The sequence below is a fragment of the Collinsella aerofaciens genome (genome assembly GCF_020181355.1).
Classification (GTDB): Bacteria; Actinomycetota; Coriobacteriia; order Coriobacteriales; family Coriobacteriaceae; genus Collinsella.
Window position 1 is genome coordinate 269,852 of record NZ_CP084004.1, and the last position, 17,368, is coordinate 287,219.

The following is a 17,368-nucleotide window of genomic DNA, read 5'->3' on the forward strand; positions in this document are numbered from 1 at the left end:
GTGAAACGAAAGGGCGCTGACCTTCTGGTCGCGCCCTTGAAGTTGAACGTCAGATTGTCCAAATGCGGCCCGCGCAGCGTCGAGCCGTTACGCGGTTCGTAGAACCGCGTAACTAGTTAGTACATCTTTGCGCCGGCGGGGATGGAGGCGTCGAGCTGGATCAGGTTGAGGCGCTCCTCGCCCTCCTCCTCGTGGACAGCGCTGATCAGCATGCCGCAGCTGGGAATACCCATCATCTTGCGCGGAGGCAGGTTGGTGATGGCGAGCAAGGTCTTGCCGACCAGGTCCTCGGGCTCGTAATAAGCGTGAATACCGGAGAGGATGGTGCGGTCGGTACCGGTACCGTCGTCGAGCGTAAAGTTCAGCAGCTTCTTGGACTTCTTGACGGCCTCGCATGCCTTGACCTTCACAGCGCGGAAATCGCTCTTGGAGAAGGTATCGAAGTCGACGAACTCCTCGAACAGCGGCTCAACGGCGATCTTGGAGTAATCGAGCGTGGGCTTAAGCGACTCAACGAACGGGCTCGCGGCGTTGCCGGCCTCGGCAGCCTTGGCGGCAGCGGCACCGGACTGGAAACCCTTCTCGGGCTTCATGTGCGGGAACAGCAGCACGTCGCGGATGGAAGCCTGGTTGGTGAGCAGCATGACCACGCGGTCGATGCCGATGCCAATGCCGCCCGCGGGAGGCATACCGTACTCGAGGGCGCGCACGTAGTCCTCGTCATACTCCATGGCCTCATCGTCGCCGCCGGCCTTCTCGGCCATCTGGGCGGCAAAGCGCTCGGCCTGGTCGACCGGGTCGTTGAGCTCAGAGAATGCGTTGGCGTACTCGTGGCCGGCGATGACCAGCTCAAAGCGGTGGGTCAAACGCGGGTCGTCCTCAAAACGCTTGGCAAGCGGGCTGACCTCGATGGGGTAATCGCACACGAACGTGGGGTTGACGATGGTGTCCTCGCCCAGCTCATCGTAAATCTCGGCGATAATCTTGCCGGCGGTCCACTCGGGCTTAATCTCCAGGCCCTTCTCGCGCGCGGCGGCAGCAAGCTCCTCGACCGGCGTGTCAATGGTGACCTGCTTGCCGAGCACGTCGGAGACGATGTCGGTCATGGGACGGCTGGCCCACTCACCAGAAAGGTCGATGGTCTGGCCCTGGTACTCGATGACCTCGGGGTTGCCGATGGCTTTGTTAGCCGCCTTAATGACACCCTGGGCGAGCGCCTTCATGCCCTCGAGGTCGGAGAAGGCACGGTAGGCCTCCATCGTGGTGAACTCGGGGTTGTGGGTAAGGTCCATGCCCTCGTTACGGAAGATGCGGCCGATCTCGAACACGCGCTCAAAACCACCGACGATGCAGCGCTTGAGGTGCAGCTCGGTGGCAATACGCAGGTAGCACTCCTGATCGAGCGCATTGAAGTGCGTGATGAACGGCTTAGCAGTAGCGCCGCCCTGGATGGTCTGCAAGATGGGGGTCTCGACCTCCATGTAGCCGTCGGACTCCATAAAGCGACGGAAGGTGGAGAGAATCTGCGAACGCTTACGGAAGGTCTCGCGAACGTCGTCGTTGGCGATCAGGTCGACATAGCGCTGGCGATAGCGGGTCTCCTTGTCGGAAAGACCGTGGAACTTCTCGGGCAGCGGACGAACGGCCTTGGCAAGCAGGGTCGCGCTCTTAGGGGCAACGGAAAGCTGGCCGCGCTGGGTGCGCACGACCACGCCGGTCACGCCCAGGATGTCGCCCAGGTCGAGAGCCTCGAGCGTATTCCAGGCAGCCTCGTCCATGTCGTTGATGCGGCAGAACAGCTGAATCTCGGCAGTCGCATCGCGCACGACGATGAACATGATCTTGCCCTGACCGCGCTTGGCGACCACACGGCCGGCGATCTTCACGACGTCCTCGGTGTCCTCGCCATCGGCAAGCTCGGCGTACTTAGCCTCGATATCGGCGACGTAGTCCTCAAGCTCAGAGTGCTCGGGATAGGGGTTCTGGCCCGCCTCGAACAGGGCGGCGCGCTTGGCCAGGCGGGTGGCGCGCTCGTCGTTGAGCGTCGATGCCTGTTCGGCGGCGTTCTGGTTCTCTGCCATAAGTTAGCTCCTCAAACTAAAACGCTCCCCAGGATTCGGTCCCAGGGAGCGAAAACATACCTTTACGCGGGACCGTGGTCTAGCGTGCGATCTTGGCGATGGTGTAGACGCGAGTCTTGCCGGAAGGCGTAACGACCTCGACGGAGTCGCCCTCGCCGTGACCGATGATGGCGTGACCGACCGGAGACTCGTTGGAAATCTTGTGCTCGAGCGAGTTGGTCTCGGTGGTACCGACGAGCGTGACTTCCATGACCTCACCGTTGGGATCAATCAGAGAAACGGTGGAACCGATGGAGACGGTCAGATCGCCCGTGGTGGCAGCAACCTGAGCGTTGGCGAGGATGGCCTGGATCTCGGCAATACGAGCGGCGTTCTGGGCCTGCTTGTCCTTAGCGGCATCGTACTCGGAGTTCTCCGAAAGGTCGCCGAACGCGCGGGCTTCCTTGATGTCCTCGACGATCTCCTTGGCGTAATCGCCCTCACGCCAAGCGAGCTCCTCGACGAGCTTCTGGCGGCCCTCAGCGGTCAGTACGATCTGGCTTGCGTCCATACGGATATCTCCCCAACTCTGATCAAACAATCAACTGTCAACAAAACGAAAAAGACCGGCTAGCCTGCGGGCAAGCCGGTCAGGTGCTCACCCCAAAGGGATGGGACTACTCTGCGTCCGCGTCGCTGTCCTCTGCCTGCTTCTTCTTGGCAGCAGCGAGCTTAGCCTCGAGCTCAGCGATCTCCTTGTCCTCCTCGGACTGCTCGACCACGACCTCCTCGGCCTGCTTGGTCTCGGCCTTATCGTCGCCCTCCATACCCTCGCGGATATTCTTGACGGTAGAGCCGAGGGACTTGCCGAGCTTCGGCAGGTTCTTGGGCCCGAAGATAATCAGGACAACGACGAGAATAATGATGAGCTCAGGAGCCCTCAGTCCAAACATGTAGACCTCCACAATACAGCGAGACAAGCTCGAATGAGTATACCGCGGCTATCGCGGTATCACAACAATAGCTAAAAAAAGGGACCGCAAGAAGCGGTCCCTCCTCATGCTCTGGTCGGGTTGACTGGATTTGAACCAGCGACCCCTGCGTCCCGAACGCAGTGCTCTACCAAACTGAGCCACAACCCGTTAGCTCGACTATAGTAACAAAGATTTCCGTCGTGTGCTAGAGAAATTTTTATTTCTTTGGCACTTCGACGCGAACCTTGTTGGGAATAAGCTCAGTCGCGCAGGCCCACCAGCCATTTTGCTGGGCAGCATCGGCAAGCCTTTCGACCGTGGCAGCGGTGTCGCAAATGGCAAACGAGCAGGCACCCGATCCGCACACATCTACAGCAACGGTTCCGTCCTGTTTACGCAGCCAGTCGAGGACCGTTTGAATCTGCGACTCCATCTGTGCGGAAATGACACCCAGATTGTTATGGATGAGTGCATATGCCGTCTCGGCATCACCAGCACGCAAGGCAGAAGCTATCGCGCCGGGCTTGTCCGCAGGCACCGGGGCCTCGTCAAAACGTCGATAGGCTTCAATTGTCGAAACGCTTGCCTCGCGCGGCTTGACCAGCACGACGGGCGTCGCGGGCAGCGCGGGGTACTCAGTTGCCAGCACGTCTCCCCCACCTACGTAGAACGCAGGACTCGCGTGCAAAAAGAACGGGACGTCGGCACCAATGCCCCGCGCAATGTCATCGAGCGCTGGGTCGGTGCGATCAATGCCCCAGAGCTCCGCCAAGGCGACAATGACCGCGGCCGCATCCGTCGAGGGGCCGCCCAAGCCGGCGCACAATGGAATGCGCTTCTCAATCGTCACGCAGATGTTTGCCTCGCGACCATAATGCTCGGCCATAGCAACCGCAGCCCGATACGCCGTATTCTTTTGCATGGGAAAATCTGATGCTGGAACCGTCTGGACGGTCAGCGCCTGCAACGGCGTGACCGTCACGGTATCGGAAAGACCGACGGCCGCCATCAGGGAATCGACCCTGTGGTAGCCGCGGTCATCGCGCTCGGTATGAACCCCCAGGTAGAGGTTAATCTTTGCCGGCGCGGAAAGAGTCAGGGACCGATCGGTCACCGTTAATGCTCCTCGAGCTGATTGCCGAGCGGGGTAAAGATATGCTCGCCGCTCTCGGGGTCGAACAACTCGACCTGGCCGGTGAGGACATCGATATACTGGTAGGACTGACGCGACTTGCGGCCGCGACGCTCGTCGACCTCGACAATGAAGACGGCCGGGTGGACGCTCTTGATGGTGCCCATGCGCTCGACGACGCGGGTACGGCCCATGTTGGCCTTCACCTTGACGCGATCGCCCACCATATCGGTCAGCTTCTCGTGGATGTCGTCGACGTGATTGACTTCCATCTCTTCCATGAACAGGGCCTCCAGAAGGTGCAATTCAAAAAGGGGATAATACCCCTAAGATAGACAAAACTCTAATACTATAGCACCCTGCTGCCGCCATACGCAAGTAGCTAAATAAGCCCCATTACAGTTTGAGCCGTCCGAAAGGGCGGCTCTTTTCCGTTGCACGGTTATACGATTGAGCCGTACCGGTGGTCGCTGGCCGACCGCCCCGGACGGCCGTCAGCCCCTGCCCCGTAGAGGGCCCGGGACGTGTTGCCGCCGGGGCGGGAGGGGCCGCGGGGAACGACTGATAGAGATGTGCCGGGCCCGGACCGGGCCACGGCGGGGTAATGTGGGTGTCGCTTCCGCGGCTAACGGCCGGCTCAAGGGAGAGGATACACCATGCCTGCAGCAGAGACGCCCGTGGCCTACCTGGGGATCGACGTCGGGAAGAGCTCGCACAGCGCGTGCGCGCTCGATGCGGGAGGGGGCGTCGCCTTCAGGGCCGAGCTGGCAAACAGGCCCGACGACATCGACCGGCTGCTCGAGCGGGCCGGCTCCGGCGCGCTGGTCGTCGTCGACCAGAAGCGAAACATCGGCGCACTGGTCCTCGCGCGCGCCCATGCGCACGGGAACCCCTGCGCCTACCTGCCCGGATATGCCGAGAAGCAGGCCCGCGGGATGTTCCCCGGCATCGCGAAGACCGACGCCATCGACGCCGAGGTGATCGCGCGCACCGCGCTCGGCGTGCCCCGCGCCCTCAGGCCGGCGCCCGAGGAGCCCGAGGGGACCGCCTCGCTGCGGATCCTGTCGTCGCAGCGCGAGTTTGCGTCGTCCGCCAGGACCCGCGCGAAGAACAGGCTGCGCGCGACCCTGCTCGAGGCCGACCCCGCGCTCGAGGGCGCGGTCGACCCGTCGAGCCGCTGGCAGGTGTCGATGCTGGCCGAGTTCGGCGGGGCCGCCGGGTGCTCGGCCGCCGGCTGGCGCAGGTTCTCGAACGCCGCCAGGCGCGCGGGCGCCCCCGCGGCGGGGGCCAGGAGGCTCTGGGAGGCGCTGCTGGCCTCGTCGCGCTCGGGAAGGCGGCTCCCGGCCGGCGAGGACGTCGCGGTCCGGATACTCGCCCGGGAGATAGCCTCCCTCGACGCCGACATCGAGGAACTCGACTCGCTCGTGGCCGACTCGCTGGCGGGCGACGAGGTCTACGAGTGCCTCCTCACGGTGCCCGGGATCGGCCCCAAGACCGCCGCGGCGCTGGTGACGTCGATCGACATATCCGCGTTCAGGGGGCACGACGAGCTCGCGAGCTATTGCGGCGTGGCGCCGTCAGACAGGCGCTCCGGGAGCAGCATCAGGTCGACGTCGCCTCAGCACGGCGGGAACAGGCGGCTCAAGAACCTGCTCATATTCAGCTGCAACTCCCTCATCGGCACGGACAACAGGTTCGGGAGGTACTACGGGGAGTGCAGGGCGAGGGGGATGAGGCACAGCAAGGCGCTGAAGGCGGTCGCGAGGAAGAGGCTCAAGGTCATCTACGCGATCATGCGCGACGCCGTCCCGTACGCGGCCTAGCGGGCGGCGGGATCAACCGAAGAGGAAACCAAGCGGGGGCGCCAGATGCCCGGATGCGTCATGCCGAAATGGCGCGAAGCACGCGGTTGACAAAACTATAGAGACACGTCCCAAATACGTACCAGACGACAACCTCGCATGACCAGTTGTTACGCGGTTTGGTAAAACCGCGTAACCTAAAGGTTGTCGGTGTCCAAGACGATGGTGAATGGGCCGTCGTTGACAAGATCGACTTTCATATCGGCGCCAAAGATGCCGTGCGCCACGTGTTCGACATCTTGACGAACGAGCGTCAGGAAGTACTCGTAGAGCTCGTTGGCAACATCGGGTGCGCCGGCATCCGTAAACGACGGACGGCGACCGTGGCGGCAGTCAGCGAACAGCGTGAACTGCGACACCACGAGCACCTCGCCGTCGACATCGGCAAGCGCCAAGTTGGTCTTGCCGTTCTCGTCCTCGTTGATACGCAGCCCGCGGAGCTTGCCCCACAGCTTGTCGGCCTCGGCACGCGTATCGCCATGGCCCACACCCAGCAGCACCAGGTAGCCGCGTCCAATGCGGCCCACGCACTCGCCGTCGACCGTCACGCCGGCGTTGAGCACGCGCTGCACCACCGCACGCATGGCCTACTCCTCGCCCGTCAGCTTGGCGGACAGATGCTCGAGCGCGTGGAATCGATGGCTGATGGCGTTCTTCTCGTCCGCCGTGAGCTCGGCCATGGTCTTGCCCGGCGTGTCGACCGGCAGGAACAGCGGGTCATAGCCAAAGCCGTGATCGCCGCGGCCCTCGTGCGCGATAACGCCCTCGCAGACGCCCTCGCCATAGGTGACCAAGCCGTCCGTGTCGATGAGCGCAACGACGCTCATAAAGCGCGCGGTACGATCCTCATCTGCCACGCCATTCAGATTCACGAGCAGCTTGGCATTGTTGGCGGCATCGTCGCCGTGAACGCCCGCGTAGCGTGCGCTATACACACCGGGCTCACCGTCCAGCGCGTCGACGACCAGGCCCGAATCGTCGGCAATGGCCATGAGCCCCGTCTCTTCGACGGCAGCCTGCGCCTTGATGATGGCGTTCTCCAAAAACGTCGTGCCGTTTTCCTCGGGGTCCTCAAAATCGCCCAGCTGGCCGAGCGCCACAAAGCGAACCTCGGGCATAACCTTGCCCAAAATGGCCTCGATCTCGGTGAGCTTATGGGCGTTGCCCGTTGCCACGACGATGGTCGCCGCCGGGTCGAGAGTGTCAATGTCGATCTTCTCAAGTGCCATGAGTGGCCTCCTTGTCTCTATAGCAATGCCGCGCCGAGGGCGACGAGGGCCTCTGCCTCTCCCCTCTCAATCAACGGCAGTCTTGTGTCTAGACGTCTCCGCAGATGAAACCTACCAAATTAAACCTGTCCCTTTTTGGTAGGTTAGGCGAGGGCTTGGCGCTGAAGCTCGATGAGCTCGGCGATACCTTTGTCGCCCAGGTCGAGCAGGGCGTTGAGGCGCTTACGGTCGAAGGGCGCCTGCTCGCCGGTACCCTGGAGCTCGATCATCTCACCGGCGTCGGTGGCGACGAGGTTCATGTCGACCTCGGCATGGCTGTCCTCGGAATAATCCAAGTCGAGCAGGGTGTTGCCGTCGACAACGCCCATGGAAATGGCAGCCACCTGGCCGATAAGCGGGATGCGCTCGATCTTGCCCGCCTCGACCCACATGGCAAGGGCGTCGTGCAGTGCCACCCAGGCGCCGGTAATGCTCGCCGTTCGCGTGCCGCCGTCTGCCTGAATCACGTCGCAGTCGACGGTAACGGTGTACTCGCCGAGTGCCTTCATATTGACGACGGTACGCAGGCTGCGACCGATGAGGCGCTCGATCTCCATGGAGCGGCCCTTGCGGTTGGCGTGCTCGCGCTTGCAGCGCTTGCCGGTCGACGCCGGCAGCATGGCGTATTCCGCGGTCACCCAGCCGGCCTTGGCGCCCTTTCGCCAGCCCGGCACGCCCTCCTCGATAGTGGCGGCGCACAGCACGCGCGTGTCGCCGAACTCGGCCAAACACGAGCCGTGGGCGTGCTTCATGACGCCACGGGTGAGCTTAACGGGGCGTAACTCGTTGGCGGCGCGACCGTTGGCGCGGTTGACCTGCATATACTCCATAGAAATATCCTTTCGGCAAAATATGTGGCGAAGGCTTTGGCGGCTGCCTCACATCTATTTCAGCTCATCGATATCGATATGTTCGATGCTCTTGAGCGGCTGACCAAAGATAAAGCTACCCGCCACCGCAAACTCGGCAATGTTATCGGCCGTCGTGGCAAAACGATGCTGCGGCTCGGCGGCGTCGCCCGCCAGCTGCTCGCGGCGCGTGAGGATATCGGTCAGCTCGCGCGTGGTCTCCTCGGCGGAACTCACGACGCGCACCCCAGGCCCCAGCGCATGGCGGATAGGTCCCACCAACAGCGGGAAATGCGTACAGCCAAGCACCACGGTATCGATACCGTGGTCGCGCAGCGGCTCAACCGTGGCACCCACCAGCGCACGCACGGCAGGCGTATCGAAGATGTCCTCGTTCTCAAGCCACTGTTCCTGCAGGTGTGCACCCGAGGCTAGCTCGTGTTCGACAACCTCGACAAAGCTCGAGGCAGGACAGCCGTATACATCGACGCCGGCATCCAGATCCTGAATGGCGCGCGTGTAGGCGCCCGAGCGAATGGTGAGGTTGGTGGCGAGCACGCCCACGCGACGCGTACGCGTGCTGTTGATTGCTGCACGGGCACCCGGCGCGATCACACCGATCACGGGAACGTCGAGCACCTGCTGGGCCAGACGCAAGGCCGCAGCGGTCGCCGTGTTGCAGGCGATGACCATAATCTTGACGTCGTGCTTCGAAAGCCAACGACCCGCCTGCAACGCAAACGAGCGCACCTCATCCTCGGTGCGCGTGCCGTAGGGACAGCGCTTGGTGTCGCCAAAGTAGTAGACGGACTCGTGCGGCAGCGCCGTCGCGATGGCGCGCGCAACCGTCAGACCGCCCAAACCAGAATCGAACACGCCAATCGGGCGCGTGTCGCCTGCCGGATTCTCGATATCGGACATTACCTCACCAGTCTCTCTCGAAAAGACATGTCCAAGTGCGGCGACGCCGCGCTACGAACGCGCCGCGACCAGCAGCTCTGCCGTCGCCGCCCAACCGTCGATAATTTTGCCACGCGTAACGAAAGCGTTCTCGCAAGCAGCCAGGAACTCAGGCGCGCCGACGCTCGTCAGGCCATTCTCGACCAGGCAGAACGTGCCCACGTGATCGGCCATGTAGAAGTCGGACTCGGAATCGCCGAGCGCCAACGTCTCCTCGCGCTCGATCCCTAGGTGCTCGCAGAAGCGCGCAATGGCGACGCCCTTGTTGAGACCCGCGGGATTGATGTTGAATGCGCGGCCGTCCTCGACGCGATCGAGCTCGAGCGTCGTCGGCTTGGACAGGTGAGTCAGATGGCCGTTGCACGCCCAGATCAGACCGCAGCCGGCCTCGTCCAGGATGGCCTGAACCTCATCGTCGGGCACATCGCCGCGCATGCCGACGGTGACCTCACGGTATTTGTAGCCGGTCGACATGTCGTTGTGATACTCGATCTTGTGCGGCCAGCGGGCGAGGATCTTCTCGCACACGCCGGTCTGCTCGATCACCTGGTGCGGCGTGAGGCCGCAAGAGGAGTCGTAGGGCATGTCGCCGGTCAGATACTCCCAATCGTTGGCTTTAAGGTCGTACATGACCAGACCGCCCATCTCGCCAATGTAGGAGTTGAGGCCGAGCACGCGCGCGTCCTCGTGGATCATGGTACGATTGCGGCCCGAGGTGGGAACCACCTGAATACCAGCGCGAGCGAGCGCCACGACGGCCTCGACGAGTTTGGTCGAGGGGTTGCCGTCGTTGTCGCGCAGCACGCACGAGCCGGGTGCAAGCATCGTGGCATCCAGGTCGGTAAAGACGTACTTGACCTTGGCCAAGCGCTCGCGCATCTCGCCCGAAAGCTCGGCGACGGTCGGCAGGGTATTGTGGGACATGGTTACTCCGTTTACGTAGAAGGGTTTGGACTTGGACGGCATGTTTTGATTGAGGGAACACGCTTATGGCGACAGCGCACTCAGGGCGCCGCCGCCATCATGGTTCATTAGTCAAACTGGGCAACATCGATCAGGCGATTGGCCAGCGAAAGGTCGCTCTCGATGGGCACGAACTCGTCGCCCACGTGCATGAGCTCCTCGTCACCCTTTGCCAGCAGCAAGACAATGGTGGGAGCATCGGGGTTGACGTACTCCTCGCGCGCCGCCTTGAACGCCGCATGCACAGCGGCTTCGCGATCGAGGATGATCTTGTTCGGCGTATCGTCGGGAACATGTTCGGCAAGCTCGCGACAGACCTTCATCGGGTCCTCGTGAGCCGGGTCCTCATTGGCAAAGATCATCAGGTCGGAATACGGTGCGGCCTCGCGCGGAAGCTGCTCGCGGCGCTCCTGCGCCTTGCCGCCGGCAGCGCCAAACACCGCAATGACCGGACTAGCGGGAAACGCGCGCTTGACCGACGAGAAAAGCGAGCGGAACGAAAGCTGGTTGTGCGCGTAGTCGACGACACAAATCACGCGGCCGTCCTTCGACTCCACGACCTCCATACGGCCCGGCACACGCAGTTTTGAGAGGCCCTTCTTGATAGCCTCGATACCGATGCCGATCTCGCGCGCAGCGGCGATAGCGACCAGCGCGTTCTCCACGTTAAAGTCGCCCGCGATACCCAGCAGGACCTTCTCCCCCGCCTCGGACTCGTCGGCGCTCATGCCGTGCAAGTTGAACTCGATGTTAAAGCCGAGCATGCGGACATCGCTCGCCCACAGGCTTGCCTCGGGATGCTCGACGCCAACGGTCACCAAGCGCTCGGCCGTCGACGCTGCCTCTAGCACACGGTCAACCTCTTCGGTGCCTAGATTCACCACGGCGGTCTTTGCCTGGTCAAAGATCCTGAGTTTGCTCTCAAAATAATCCTCAAACGTGGGGTGTTCGATCGGCGAGATGTGGTCGCGGCCGATGTTGAGGAAGCACGCCACGTCAAACGGCAGATTCTCGACGCGTTGGTACTTGAGCGCCTGGCTCGAAACCTCCATGACCATGGACTGGCGACCGGACGTGCGGCAGTTGGCGATATGGCGCCAGACCTCGGGGGCCTCGGGCGTAGTATTGGTGCTCTCGTAGCACTCGATGCCATCGTCGGTACTCACCGAGCCGATCATGCCGCAGGACTCGCCCGCCGCTTTGATAATCGACTGGAGCATAAAAGCGGCCGTGGTCTTTCCCTTGGTACCGGTGATACCCACGATCTTGACGTCGTGGTCGGGACGGTCGTAGACCTCCGGCGGCAACAGGGCCATGGCCGTGCGAACGCTATCAACAACCAGCATCGCAGCACCGCTCTCCTGCGCCAGCGGCTCCAGAGACTCGACCAGTGACTCCTCGCACACAAATGCGACGGCGCCCGCATCGAGCGCCATGCTCAAAAACGCGGGCTTAAAGGCAGCACCTTTGCAGAAGAACACGTCACCTGCCGAGACCGCGCGCGAATCAAACGAGCAGCCGGTCACGGCACGCTCGTCAACCTGCTCTGATGCGCGCAGCTCGCCGCACACATCGAGAAGCTTGGCAAGCGTATCGACCGTGGTCACGGTCGCGGAATCCGAATGGTGCATCTTTCACCTTTCTCAGCCATTTGGCAGGGACGGTTTTTATAGTAACTGAAACGCACCCACGCAAAAACGGCTCCCGGAGGAGCCGTTACGCGCAGGCGTTCGTAAGCCGAGGCTAGGCAGCCTGAACAGAAGGCTGGCCCTCGTCGATAAAGAAGCGCTTGTACCACACTAGGAACACGAGCGGCGTATAGATCTTGCGCTGGAAATCGCCCTTGCCCGCAAAGTGCAGATCGAGCAGGTGCATGAGCTCGTCGGTATCGAAGAACTCGCTTGCCCACGGCGCGGTGAAGTACTCCTTGACATAGTCGTACCACTTTTGCTCGCGCAGCCAGTAGACAATCGGCACCGGGAAGCCCACCTTGGGACGGGTGGCCCACTCATCGGGCAGCGACTTGTTGGCAGCGTGGCGGAGTACCTGTTTGTTGCCGTTCTCGTTGATGCGGTAGCGGTCGGGAATGTGCTCGGCGAACTCCATGACTTTGCGGTCCAGGAAGGGCACGCGCAGCTCCAGCGAGTGTGCCATGCACATCTTGTCGGCCTTGAGCAGAATGTCGCCCGGGAGCCACATGTTCATGTCCAGGTACTGCTTCTTGACCAGCTCGGGCTGATCCTTCACGCGTGCGTAAATGGGTGCTGCGAGCTCAAAGGCGCCATCGCCGGTGTTGTACTCGGGCTTGAGCACGCCGTCGACCTCGCGCTCCGGCCATACCAGAGCCTGTCCCAGGAACGACTTCTCAGGGATCTCGGCACCCTTGACCAGGAAGTTATGTCCCTTGAAGTACGGCATATGCAGCGCCAGGTTACCGAGCGCGCGACGGATGGGCAGCGGCACCATCTTTTTGTACTTGCGGACCGGGACCGTGTCCTCGTAGTAGGCGTAGCCGCCAAAGAGTTCGTCGGCGCCTTCGCCCGAAAGCACGACGGTGACGTCCTTGCGGGCCATCTCGGCCAAGAACCACAGCGGCACAGAAGACAGGTTGGACTGCGGCTCGTCCATGTGATACTGGATGTCCTCGAGCGCACCGAAGAACTCGTCGGCGGTAATCATCTTGCGGACGTTCTCGACGCCGAGCTTATCGGAAAGCTCCTTGGCGTAGTTGGTCTCGTTGAAGTTCTTGTAGTCAAAGCCCACCGAGAAGGTCTTGTCGGGCATGAGGCAAGCGGCAATATAGCTGGAGTCGACGCCGCCGGAGAGGAACGACGCGACCTTGACGTCGGCGATGCGATGGGCCTCGACACTCTCGTGCACGACCTCGTCCAGCTCATCGACATACTCTTCGAACGGCTTCTCGACGGCAGAGTAATCGCAATCCCAGTAGCGCTCGATGTTCATCTTGCCGGTCGGGATATCGACGGTAAAGTAGTGCGCCGGCGGCAGCTTGTAGACACCCTCGAAGAAGGTCTCCTCGGTTGCCGAATACTGCAGCGTCATGTACGGACGCAGAGCCTTTTTGTTGACCGCCTTGTGGAAGTGCGGGTAGTCCAGGAAGCTCTTGATCTCGGAACCAAAGAGCACGCCCGGAGCGCCGTCGCCTGCATCGGCCATGGGATAGTAGTAGAGCGGCTTGATGCCAAAGATGTCGCGGGCACCAAAAAGCTTGTTCTTCTTTTTGTCCCAGATGACGAAGGCGTACATACCGCGCAGGCGATCGAGAACGGCCTCGCCCCACTCCTCGTAGCCGTGCAGGAGGCTCTCGGTGTCGGCGCCGCAGTGGAACTTGTAGCCCTTGGCCTCGAGCTCGGAACGGAGTTCTTGGAAGTTGTAGATCTCGCCGTTGAAGACAATGACGACGCTACCGTCCTCGTTGGCCATGGGTTGGGCGCCAGCCTCGGTCAGGTCGAGGATCGACAGGCGGCGGAAGCCGAGGGCAACGCGGCCGTCGATAAACTGACCGCCCATATCGGGACCGCGATGGACGATGCGGTCCATCATCTTGGTGAGCACCTCGGATTGGTTATCCGTCCCACCGACAAAACCGACAAAACCGCACATATACTATCCCCTCTGCTGTTGCTGGGCATCAAATCGAATCAGTAGCTTTTGAGTATACCCGAGGGCGTAAAGAGGGGCGGAATGTTCAGGCAATCTCAACTGAATCAGCTCCGCTGTGACACGCGCGAGTTACCTTTAATGGATATGAGGTGAATGAGGCGATTGTTTTGCTATACTCTCTCCGCACGGGCGATTGGCGCAACGGTTAGCGCAGGTGCTTTACACGCACAAGGCTGGGGGTTCGAATCCCTCATCGCCCACCACCGAATTGGAAACGGTCCTCGCAAGGGGACCGTTTTTGTTTGGTCCCAGCGCATGGGATTCGAACCCGCCAGGGTGCGGAGCTGAGGAAACGCGAAGCGTTTTCCAGCGCAGCACGCGAGGGCCGTAGGCCCGAAGCGAAAGCGGGCGGCGTCAGCCGCACGCGACATCCCTCATCGCCCACCACTGAATTGTTAGGCCTCCAGCGATGGAGGCCTTTTTTTCAGACCCATCGCAGAGGGATTCGAATCCTAAGGACCCCTCATTTCAAGGTCCGTGGCCAAAAAATGGCAAAAATGAGTACTGCTACTTTGTTTGCAACATATAAAAAGATAGTATTTGCTTAAGTTACGCAACATATGTCCATTATAAGGACTAACAGTTGGATCAAAATCGTGCATTCATCGCCATTTCGAGGTAGCGCGCAGAGATGTGGTGTAAGAGGCGGGGCATGCCCCGCCTCCGCCCTTTCTTGAAAGGGAGGGGACACCGCCTAGAATTCGTCGTTGGAGTAATGAAGGTGACGAATGGAAGGAAAGGCGATGCCCCAAGAAGAGAGTGTACTGCGCCTCGGCCGCGACGAGGCCCTCGAGGCGGCGAGGCTTTGGCAGGAGTGCGGCGACGCGCGCGAGTTCGCGTGCAGGGTGCTGGGCAGCGTGATGAACGCGCTGATGGACTCCGAGGCCCAGCAGATGTGCGGCGCGAGCCGCAACGAGCGCAGCGACGGCAGGGAGAACAGCCGCAACGGCTACCGCCCCAGGTCGCTCAAGACCGCCGTGGGCGACGTGGAGCTCGAGATACCCAAGCTCAGGCACGGCACCTACTACCCCGAGGGCATGCTCGCGCGATGGTCGCGCGTCGACACCTCGGTGGCCGCCATCGTGCAGGAGATGTACGTATGCGGCGTGTCCACCCGCAAGGTCGAGCGCGTGGCGTCCAAGCTGGGCATATCCTCGCTGTCGAGCTCGGAGGTCTCGAGCCTCTGCTCCGACCTCGACGCCGAGGTGGCGGAGTTCCGCCGCCGCGACCTGTCGGGCACGCCGTGCTGCTACCTGTGGCTCGACGCCACCTACATGAGCTGCAGGGTCGGCTCGTCGGTCGTCTCGCAGGGCGTCGTGACCGCGATCGGGCTGGGCGCCGACGGGCGCAAGCACTTCCTGGGCTGCGACGTGGTCGACACCGAGAGCGAGGACTCCTGGGCGGCATTCCTCGGCGGGCTGCGCGAGCGCGGGCTGGCCGGCGTTCGCCTCGTGGTCTCCGACAGCCACGCCGGGCTCGTGGCCGCCGTCTCGCGCCTGTTCCAGGGCTGCGCCTGGCAGCGCTGCGTGACGCACCTGCAGCGCAACCTCCAGAGCGCCTGCTCGGGCAGGCCCGAGGACTCCAAGGCGGCCGTCAGGGACCTCGTGCACGCCGCGGTCTACCAGGACGACCCCGACCTCGCGCGCTGCGTGTGGGCCGAGGCGGCGCCCTGGGTGGCGTCGGTGTCCGCCAGGGCCGGCGAGGTCTTCGAGCAGGCCGAGGACTCCGCGCTGGCGTTCACGGCCTTCCCCAGGGCGCACTGGGCCAAGCTCCGCACCAACAACGTCCAGGAGCGCGCCAACCGCGAGATCAAGCGCCGCTACAGGGTCGTGCAGTCCTTCCCCTCGAGGGAGTCGATGCTGCGCCTGACGTGCGCGAGCCTCATGGAGACCGAGGGACAGTGGTCCCAGCAGCGCGTGTTCTCCGAGGCCTCGGCCGCCGAGGGCTTCGCCGAGCCCGCGGACAGGCCGGCCCCGACAGAGGGGAGGCGCCGCGCGCTCGGGCGGCGCGCCAGGGAGATAGTGGACGAGATAGTCGAGAGGCGCGGTCTCAAGAAGGAGTAATATCGGGACTTGCAGCGACGGACCTCAGGACGCTCTTACACCACGTCTGCGCGCGCCACCCATTTCGACTTGCCATCTGGCCTTATTAGTCCAAAATTGCTGCTACCAAATCGGTAGCAGTACTCATATTTAATGTTTTTTGACCAGCGGGTCTCCCTGCCTTAGCAAATCTAAGGCAAAACGGGCTCCAGACCGCTGAATCATGCCACATAGGGCACGCCCGCAGTCCGGAACCCGGTCCAAATTGAGTTATTGCGCTGCGTTAGACCAAGACACCCGACAGGATCTCGATCAGACTGTCCACGTCGGCTTCCTCGCAGACGAGCGGCGGCAAGAAACGCAGCGTATGAGCACCCGTAGCGTTAATCACGGCACCGGCGGCCAGCGCGCGGGCAACAATATCATGTGCGTCGCCCGCGGCATCATCCAAATCACAGCCGAGCATCAGGCCACGGCCACGCACCTCTACCACATGCGGAAGCTTAGCCAGCGCCTGCTCCATATAGGCACCCACCTTGGCAGCATGCTCGGCATAATCGCCGCGCACAAGCGCGGAGAGCGTCGCGGCACACGCCGCGACGGCCAAGCAGCTACCGCCAAAGGTCGAGCCGTGGTCGCCCGGCTTAAACACGTCGGCAATCTCCTTCTTTGCCACGACGGCACCCATGGGCACGCCGTCGGCAATGCCCTTGGCAAGACTCATAATGTCGGGCTCCACGCCATAGGTCTGGAACGCAAACGGCTTACCCGTGCGGAAGATACCGCACTGGACCTCGTCGGCGATAAGCACGGCGCCCACTTCGTGTGCTAGGTCGCGCGCTGCCGCCATAAACTCCTCGGTCATGGGGTGCACGCCACTCTCACCCTGGATCGGTTCGAGCATCACGGCACAAATTTCGCTCCCCAGCTGCTTAAAGATCGCACGCAGCTCATCGACATCGTTGGGCGTGCAGGCCACAAAGCCACCCGGCAGCGGACGGAAACTATCCTGCAGCCAATCCTGCATGGTGGCGGCAATGGTCTCGAGCGTACGGCCGTGGAAGCCGCCGCGCATGCACACGATGGTGTTGCCGCCGTTACCGGCACGCTTGGCGTACAAGCGCGCGAGCTTCATCGAGCCCTCGTTGGCCTCGGCGCCGGAATTGGCAAAGAACGTCTCCCACACCTGCTCGCCCGCAGCCGGGGCACCAAGAGCAGCTGCCGTGGTCTCATCGCCGGCGGCAATGGCATCGGCAAGCACGCGCGCACCATCTACGTCGTCGTTAGCAAGCTTGGACAGCAGCGCCGCGACCTGTCCACGCTGCTCGATGTAGAAGTAATTGGAGACATGCATGAGCTTTTTGGTCTGTGCCTCGAGCGCCGAGAGCACAGCCAGGTTGCCATGACCTAGGCTGCACACGCCGATGCCGGCAAGAAAGTCGAGGTACTCACGGCCATCGTCGCCGGTGAGCTTCATGCCGTGGCCCTCGACAAACTCGACCGGAAAGCGGCCAAAGGTATGCATAACGTAATGGGATTCAAGCGATTGCTGAGCTGCAAGTGACATGGGATGCC

15 protein-coding genes and 2 tRNA genes are annotated in these 17,368 nt (G+C 62.2%); 3 read left to right on the top strand and 14 right to left on the bottom strand.

What is annotated here, in order from left to right:
• Positions 1-116: 116 nt before the first annotated feature.
• The 6 genes from lysS to LCQ44_RS01220 form a co-directional block, all read right to left on the bottom strand.
• Positions 117-2,081, bottom strand: a complete 1,965-nt coding sequence (gene lysS / locus LCQ44_RS01195; RefSeq protein WP_225093849.1) for a lysine--tRNA ligase — start codon at positions 2,079-2,081, stop codon at positions 117-119.
• Between the two features lie 79 nt (positions 2,082-2,160).
• Positions 2,161-2,631, bottom strand: a complete 471-nt coding sequence (gene greA, locus LCQ44_RS01200) for a transcription elongation factor GreA (RefSeq protein WP_006234960.1) — start codon at positions 2,629-2,631, stop codon at positions 2,161-2,163.
• A gap of 106 nt (positions 2,632-2,737) precedes the next feature.
• Positions 2,738-3,013: a twin-arginine translocase TatA/TatE family subunit gene (tatA, locus tag LCQ44_RS01205; RefSeq protein WP_022094895.1), complete on the bottom strand. Its 276-nt coding sequence runs from the start codon at positions 3,011-3,013 to the stop codon at positions 2,738-2,740.
• Between the two features lie 112 nt (positions 3,014-3,125).
• Positions 3,126-3,202: transfer RNA gene (locus LCQ44_RS01210), tRNA-Pro, on the bottom strand.
• A gap of 49 nt (positions 3,203-3,251) precedes the next feature.
• Positions 3,252-4,148, bottom strand: a complete 897-nt coding sequence (gene ispE / locus LCQ44_RS01215) for a 4-(cytidine 5'-diphospho)-2-C-methyl-D-erythritol kinase (RefSeq protein WP_225093850.1) — start codon at positions 4,146-4,148, stop codon at positions 3,252-3,254.
• A 2-nt stretch (positions 4,149-4,150) separates the two neighbouring features.
• The gene (locus LCQ44_RS01220; RefSeq protein ID WP_006234957.1) at positions 4,151-4,447 is read right to left on the bottom strand and encodes a Veg family protein; all 297 of its coding nucleotides are present in this window, start codon (positions 4,445-4,447) and stop codon (positions 4,151-4,153) included.
• A 375-nt stretch (positions 4,448-4,822) separates the two neighbouring features.
• Between LCQ44_RS01220 and LCQ44_RS01225 the strand changes: the two genes are divergently transcribed.
• The gene (locus tag LCQ44_RS01225; RefSeq protein ID WP_225093809.1) at positions 4,823-5,989 is read left to right on the top strand and encodes an IS110 family RNA-guided transposase; all 1,167 of its coding nucleotides are present in this window, start codon (positions 4,823-4,825) and stop codon (positions 5,987-5,989) included.
• Positions 5,990-6,165: 176 nt separating this feature from the next.
• Here the strand turns inward: LCQ44_RS01225 and dtd are convergent, their stop codons facing one another.
• The 7 genes from dtd to asnB all read right to left on the bottom strand — a co-directional run bounded on the left by dtd (position 6,166) and on the right by asnB (position 13,691).
• Positions 6,166-6,612, bottom strand: a complete 447-nt coding sequence (gene dtd, locus LCQ44_RS01230; RefSeq protein ID WP_055286755.1) for a D-aminoacyl-tRNA deacylase — start codon at positions 6,610-6,612, stop codon at positions 6,166-6,168.
• A gap of 3 nt (positions 6,613-6,615) precedes the next feature.
• Positions 6,616-7,257 (bottom strand): RdgB/HAM1 family non-canonical purine NTP pyrophosphatase, encoded by a 642-nt coding sequence (gene rdgB, locus LCQ44_RS01235; RefSeq protein ID WP_225093851.1) that lies wholly within the window; start codon positions 7,255-7,257, stop codon positions 6,616-6,618.
• Between the two features lie 143 nt (positions 7,258-7,400).
• Positions 7,401-8,126 carry a ribonuclease PH gene (rph, locus tag LCQ44_RS01240; protein WP_225093852.1) on the bottom strand — a complete coding sequence of 242 codons (726 nt, stop codon included), beginning with the start codon at positions 8,124-8,126 and terminating at the stop codon, positions 7,401-7,403.
• 54 nt (positions 8,127-8,180) lie between these two features.
• Positions 8,181-9,065: a glutamate racemase gene (murI, locus tag LCQ44_RS01245; protein ID WP_035137557.1), complete on the bottom strand. Its 885-nt coding sequence runs from the start codon at positions 9,063-9,065 to the stop codon at positions 8,181-8,183.
• A 51-nt stretch (positions 9,066-9,116) separates the two neighbouring features.
• Positions 9,117-10,028 (bottom strand): HAD family hydrolase, encoded by a 912-nt coding sequence (locus LCQ44_RS01250; RefSeq protein WP_225093853.1) that lies wholly within the window; start codon positions 10,026-10,028, stop codon positions 9,117-9,119.
• Positions 10,029-10,135: 107 nt separating this feature from the next.
• Complete coding sequence (locus tag LCQ44_RS01255; RefSeq protein ID WP_195569164.1) at positions 10,136-11,698, bottom strand: Mur ligase family protein; 1,563 nt, start codon at positions 11,696-11,698, stop codon at positions 10,136-10,138.
• Positions 11,699-11,810: 112 nt separating this feature from the next.
• Complete coding sequence (gene asnB, locus LCQ44_RS01260; protein WP_225093854.1) at positions 11,811-13,691, bottom strand: asparagine synthase (glutamine-hydrolyzing); 1,881 nt, start codon at positions 13,689-13,691, stop codon at positions 11,811-11,813.
• A gap of 187 nt (positions 13,692-13,878) precedes the next feature.
• Here asnB and LCQ44_RS01265 point away from each other — a divergent pair.
• Positions 13,879-13,954 (top strand) — tRNA-Val (locus LCQ44_RS01265).
• Between the two features lie 525 nt (positions 13,955-14,479).
• Positions 14,480-15,814 carry an IS256 family transposase gene (locus tag LCQ44_RS01270; RefSeq protein WP_089573697.1) on the top strand — a complete coding sequence of 445 codons (1,335 nt, stop codon included), beginning with the start codon at positions 14,480-14,482 and terminating at the stop codon, positions 15,812-15,814.
• Between the two features lie 262 nt (positions 15,815-16,076).
• Here the strand turns inward: LCQ44_RS01270 and LCQ44_RS01275 are convergent, their stop codons facing one another.
• Entirely contained in the window at positions 16,077-17,360 is a 1,284-nt protein-coding gene (locus LCQ44_RS01275; protein ID WP_225093855.1) for an aspartate aminotransferase family protein, read from the bottom strand.
• Between the last annotated feature and the right edge of the window lie 8 nt (positions 17,361-17,368).

What these genes read in the sequence shown, in the direction of transcription:
- tatA (WP_022094895.1), bottom strand. Translation starts at nt 3,013, where the DNA reads ATGTTTGGACTGAGGGCTCCTGAGCTCATCATTATTCTCGTCGTTGTC.
- LCQ44_RS01275 (WP_225093855.1), bottom strand. Translation starts at nt 17,360, where the DNA reads ATGTCACTTGCAGCTCAGCAATCGCTTGAATCCCATTACGTTATGCAT.
- LCQ44_RS01270 (WP_089573697.1), top strand. Translation starts at nt 14,480, where the DNA reads ATGGAAGGAAAGGCGATGCCCCAAGAAGAGAGTGTACTGCGCCTCGGC.
- LCQ44_RS01225 (WP_225093809.1), top strand. Translation starts at nt 4,823, where the DNA reads ATGCCTGCAGCAGAGACGCCCGTGGCCTACCTGGGGATCGACGTCGGG.
- LCQ44_RS01255 (WP_195569164.1), bottom strand. Translation starts at nt 11,698, where the DNA reads ATGCACCATTCGGATTCCGCGACCGTGACCACGGTCGATACGCTTGCC.
- rdgB (WP_225093851.1), bottom strand. Translation starts at nt 7,257, where the DNA reads ATGGCACTTGAGAAGATCGACATTGACACTCTCGACCCGGCGGCGACC.
- rph (WP_225093852.1), bottom strand. Translation starts at nt 8,126, where the DNA reads ATGGAGTATATGCAGGTCAACCGCGCCAACGGTCGCGCCGCCAACGAG.
- greA (WP_006234960.1), bottom strand. Translation starts at nt 2,631, where the DNA reads ATGGACGCAAGCCAGATCGTACTGACCGCTGAGGGCCGCCAGAAGCTC.
- LCQ44_RS01220 (WP_006234957.1), bottom strand. Translation starts at nt 4,447, where the DNA reads ATGGAAGAGATGGAAGTCAATCACGTCGACGACATCCACGAGAAGCTG.
- lysS (WP_225093849.1), bottom strand. Translation starts at nt 2,081, where the DNA reads ATGGCAGAGAACCAGAACGCCGCCGAACAGGCATCGACGCTCAACGAC.
- LCQ44_RS01250 (WP_225093853.1), bottom strand. Translation starts at nt 10,028, where the DNA reads ATGTCCCACAATACCCTGCCGACCGTCGCCGAGCTTTCGGGCGAGATG.
- dtd (WP_055286755.1), bottom strand. Translation starts at nt 6,612, where the DNA reads ATGCGTGCGGTGGTGCAGCGCGTGCTCAACGCCGGCGTGACGGTCGAC.
- asnB (WP_225093854.1), bottom strand. Translation starts at nt 13,691, where the DNA reads ATGTGCGGTTTTGTCGGTTTTGTCGGTGGGACGGATAACCAATCCGAG.
- murI (WP_035137557.1), bottom strand. Translation starts at nt 9,065, where the DNA reads ATGTCCGATATCGAGAATCCGGCAGGCGACACGCGCCCGATTGGCGTG.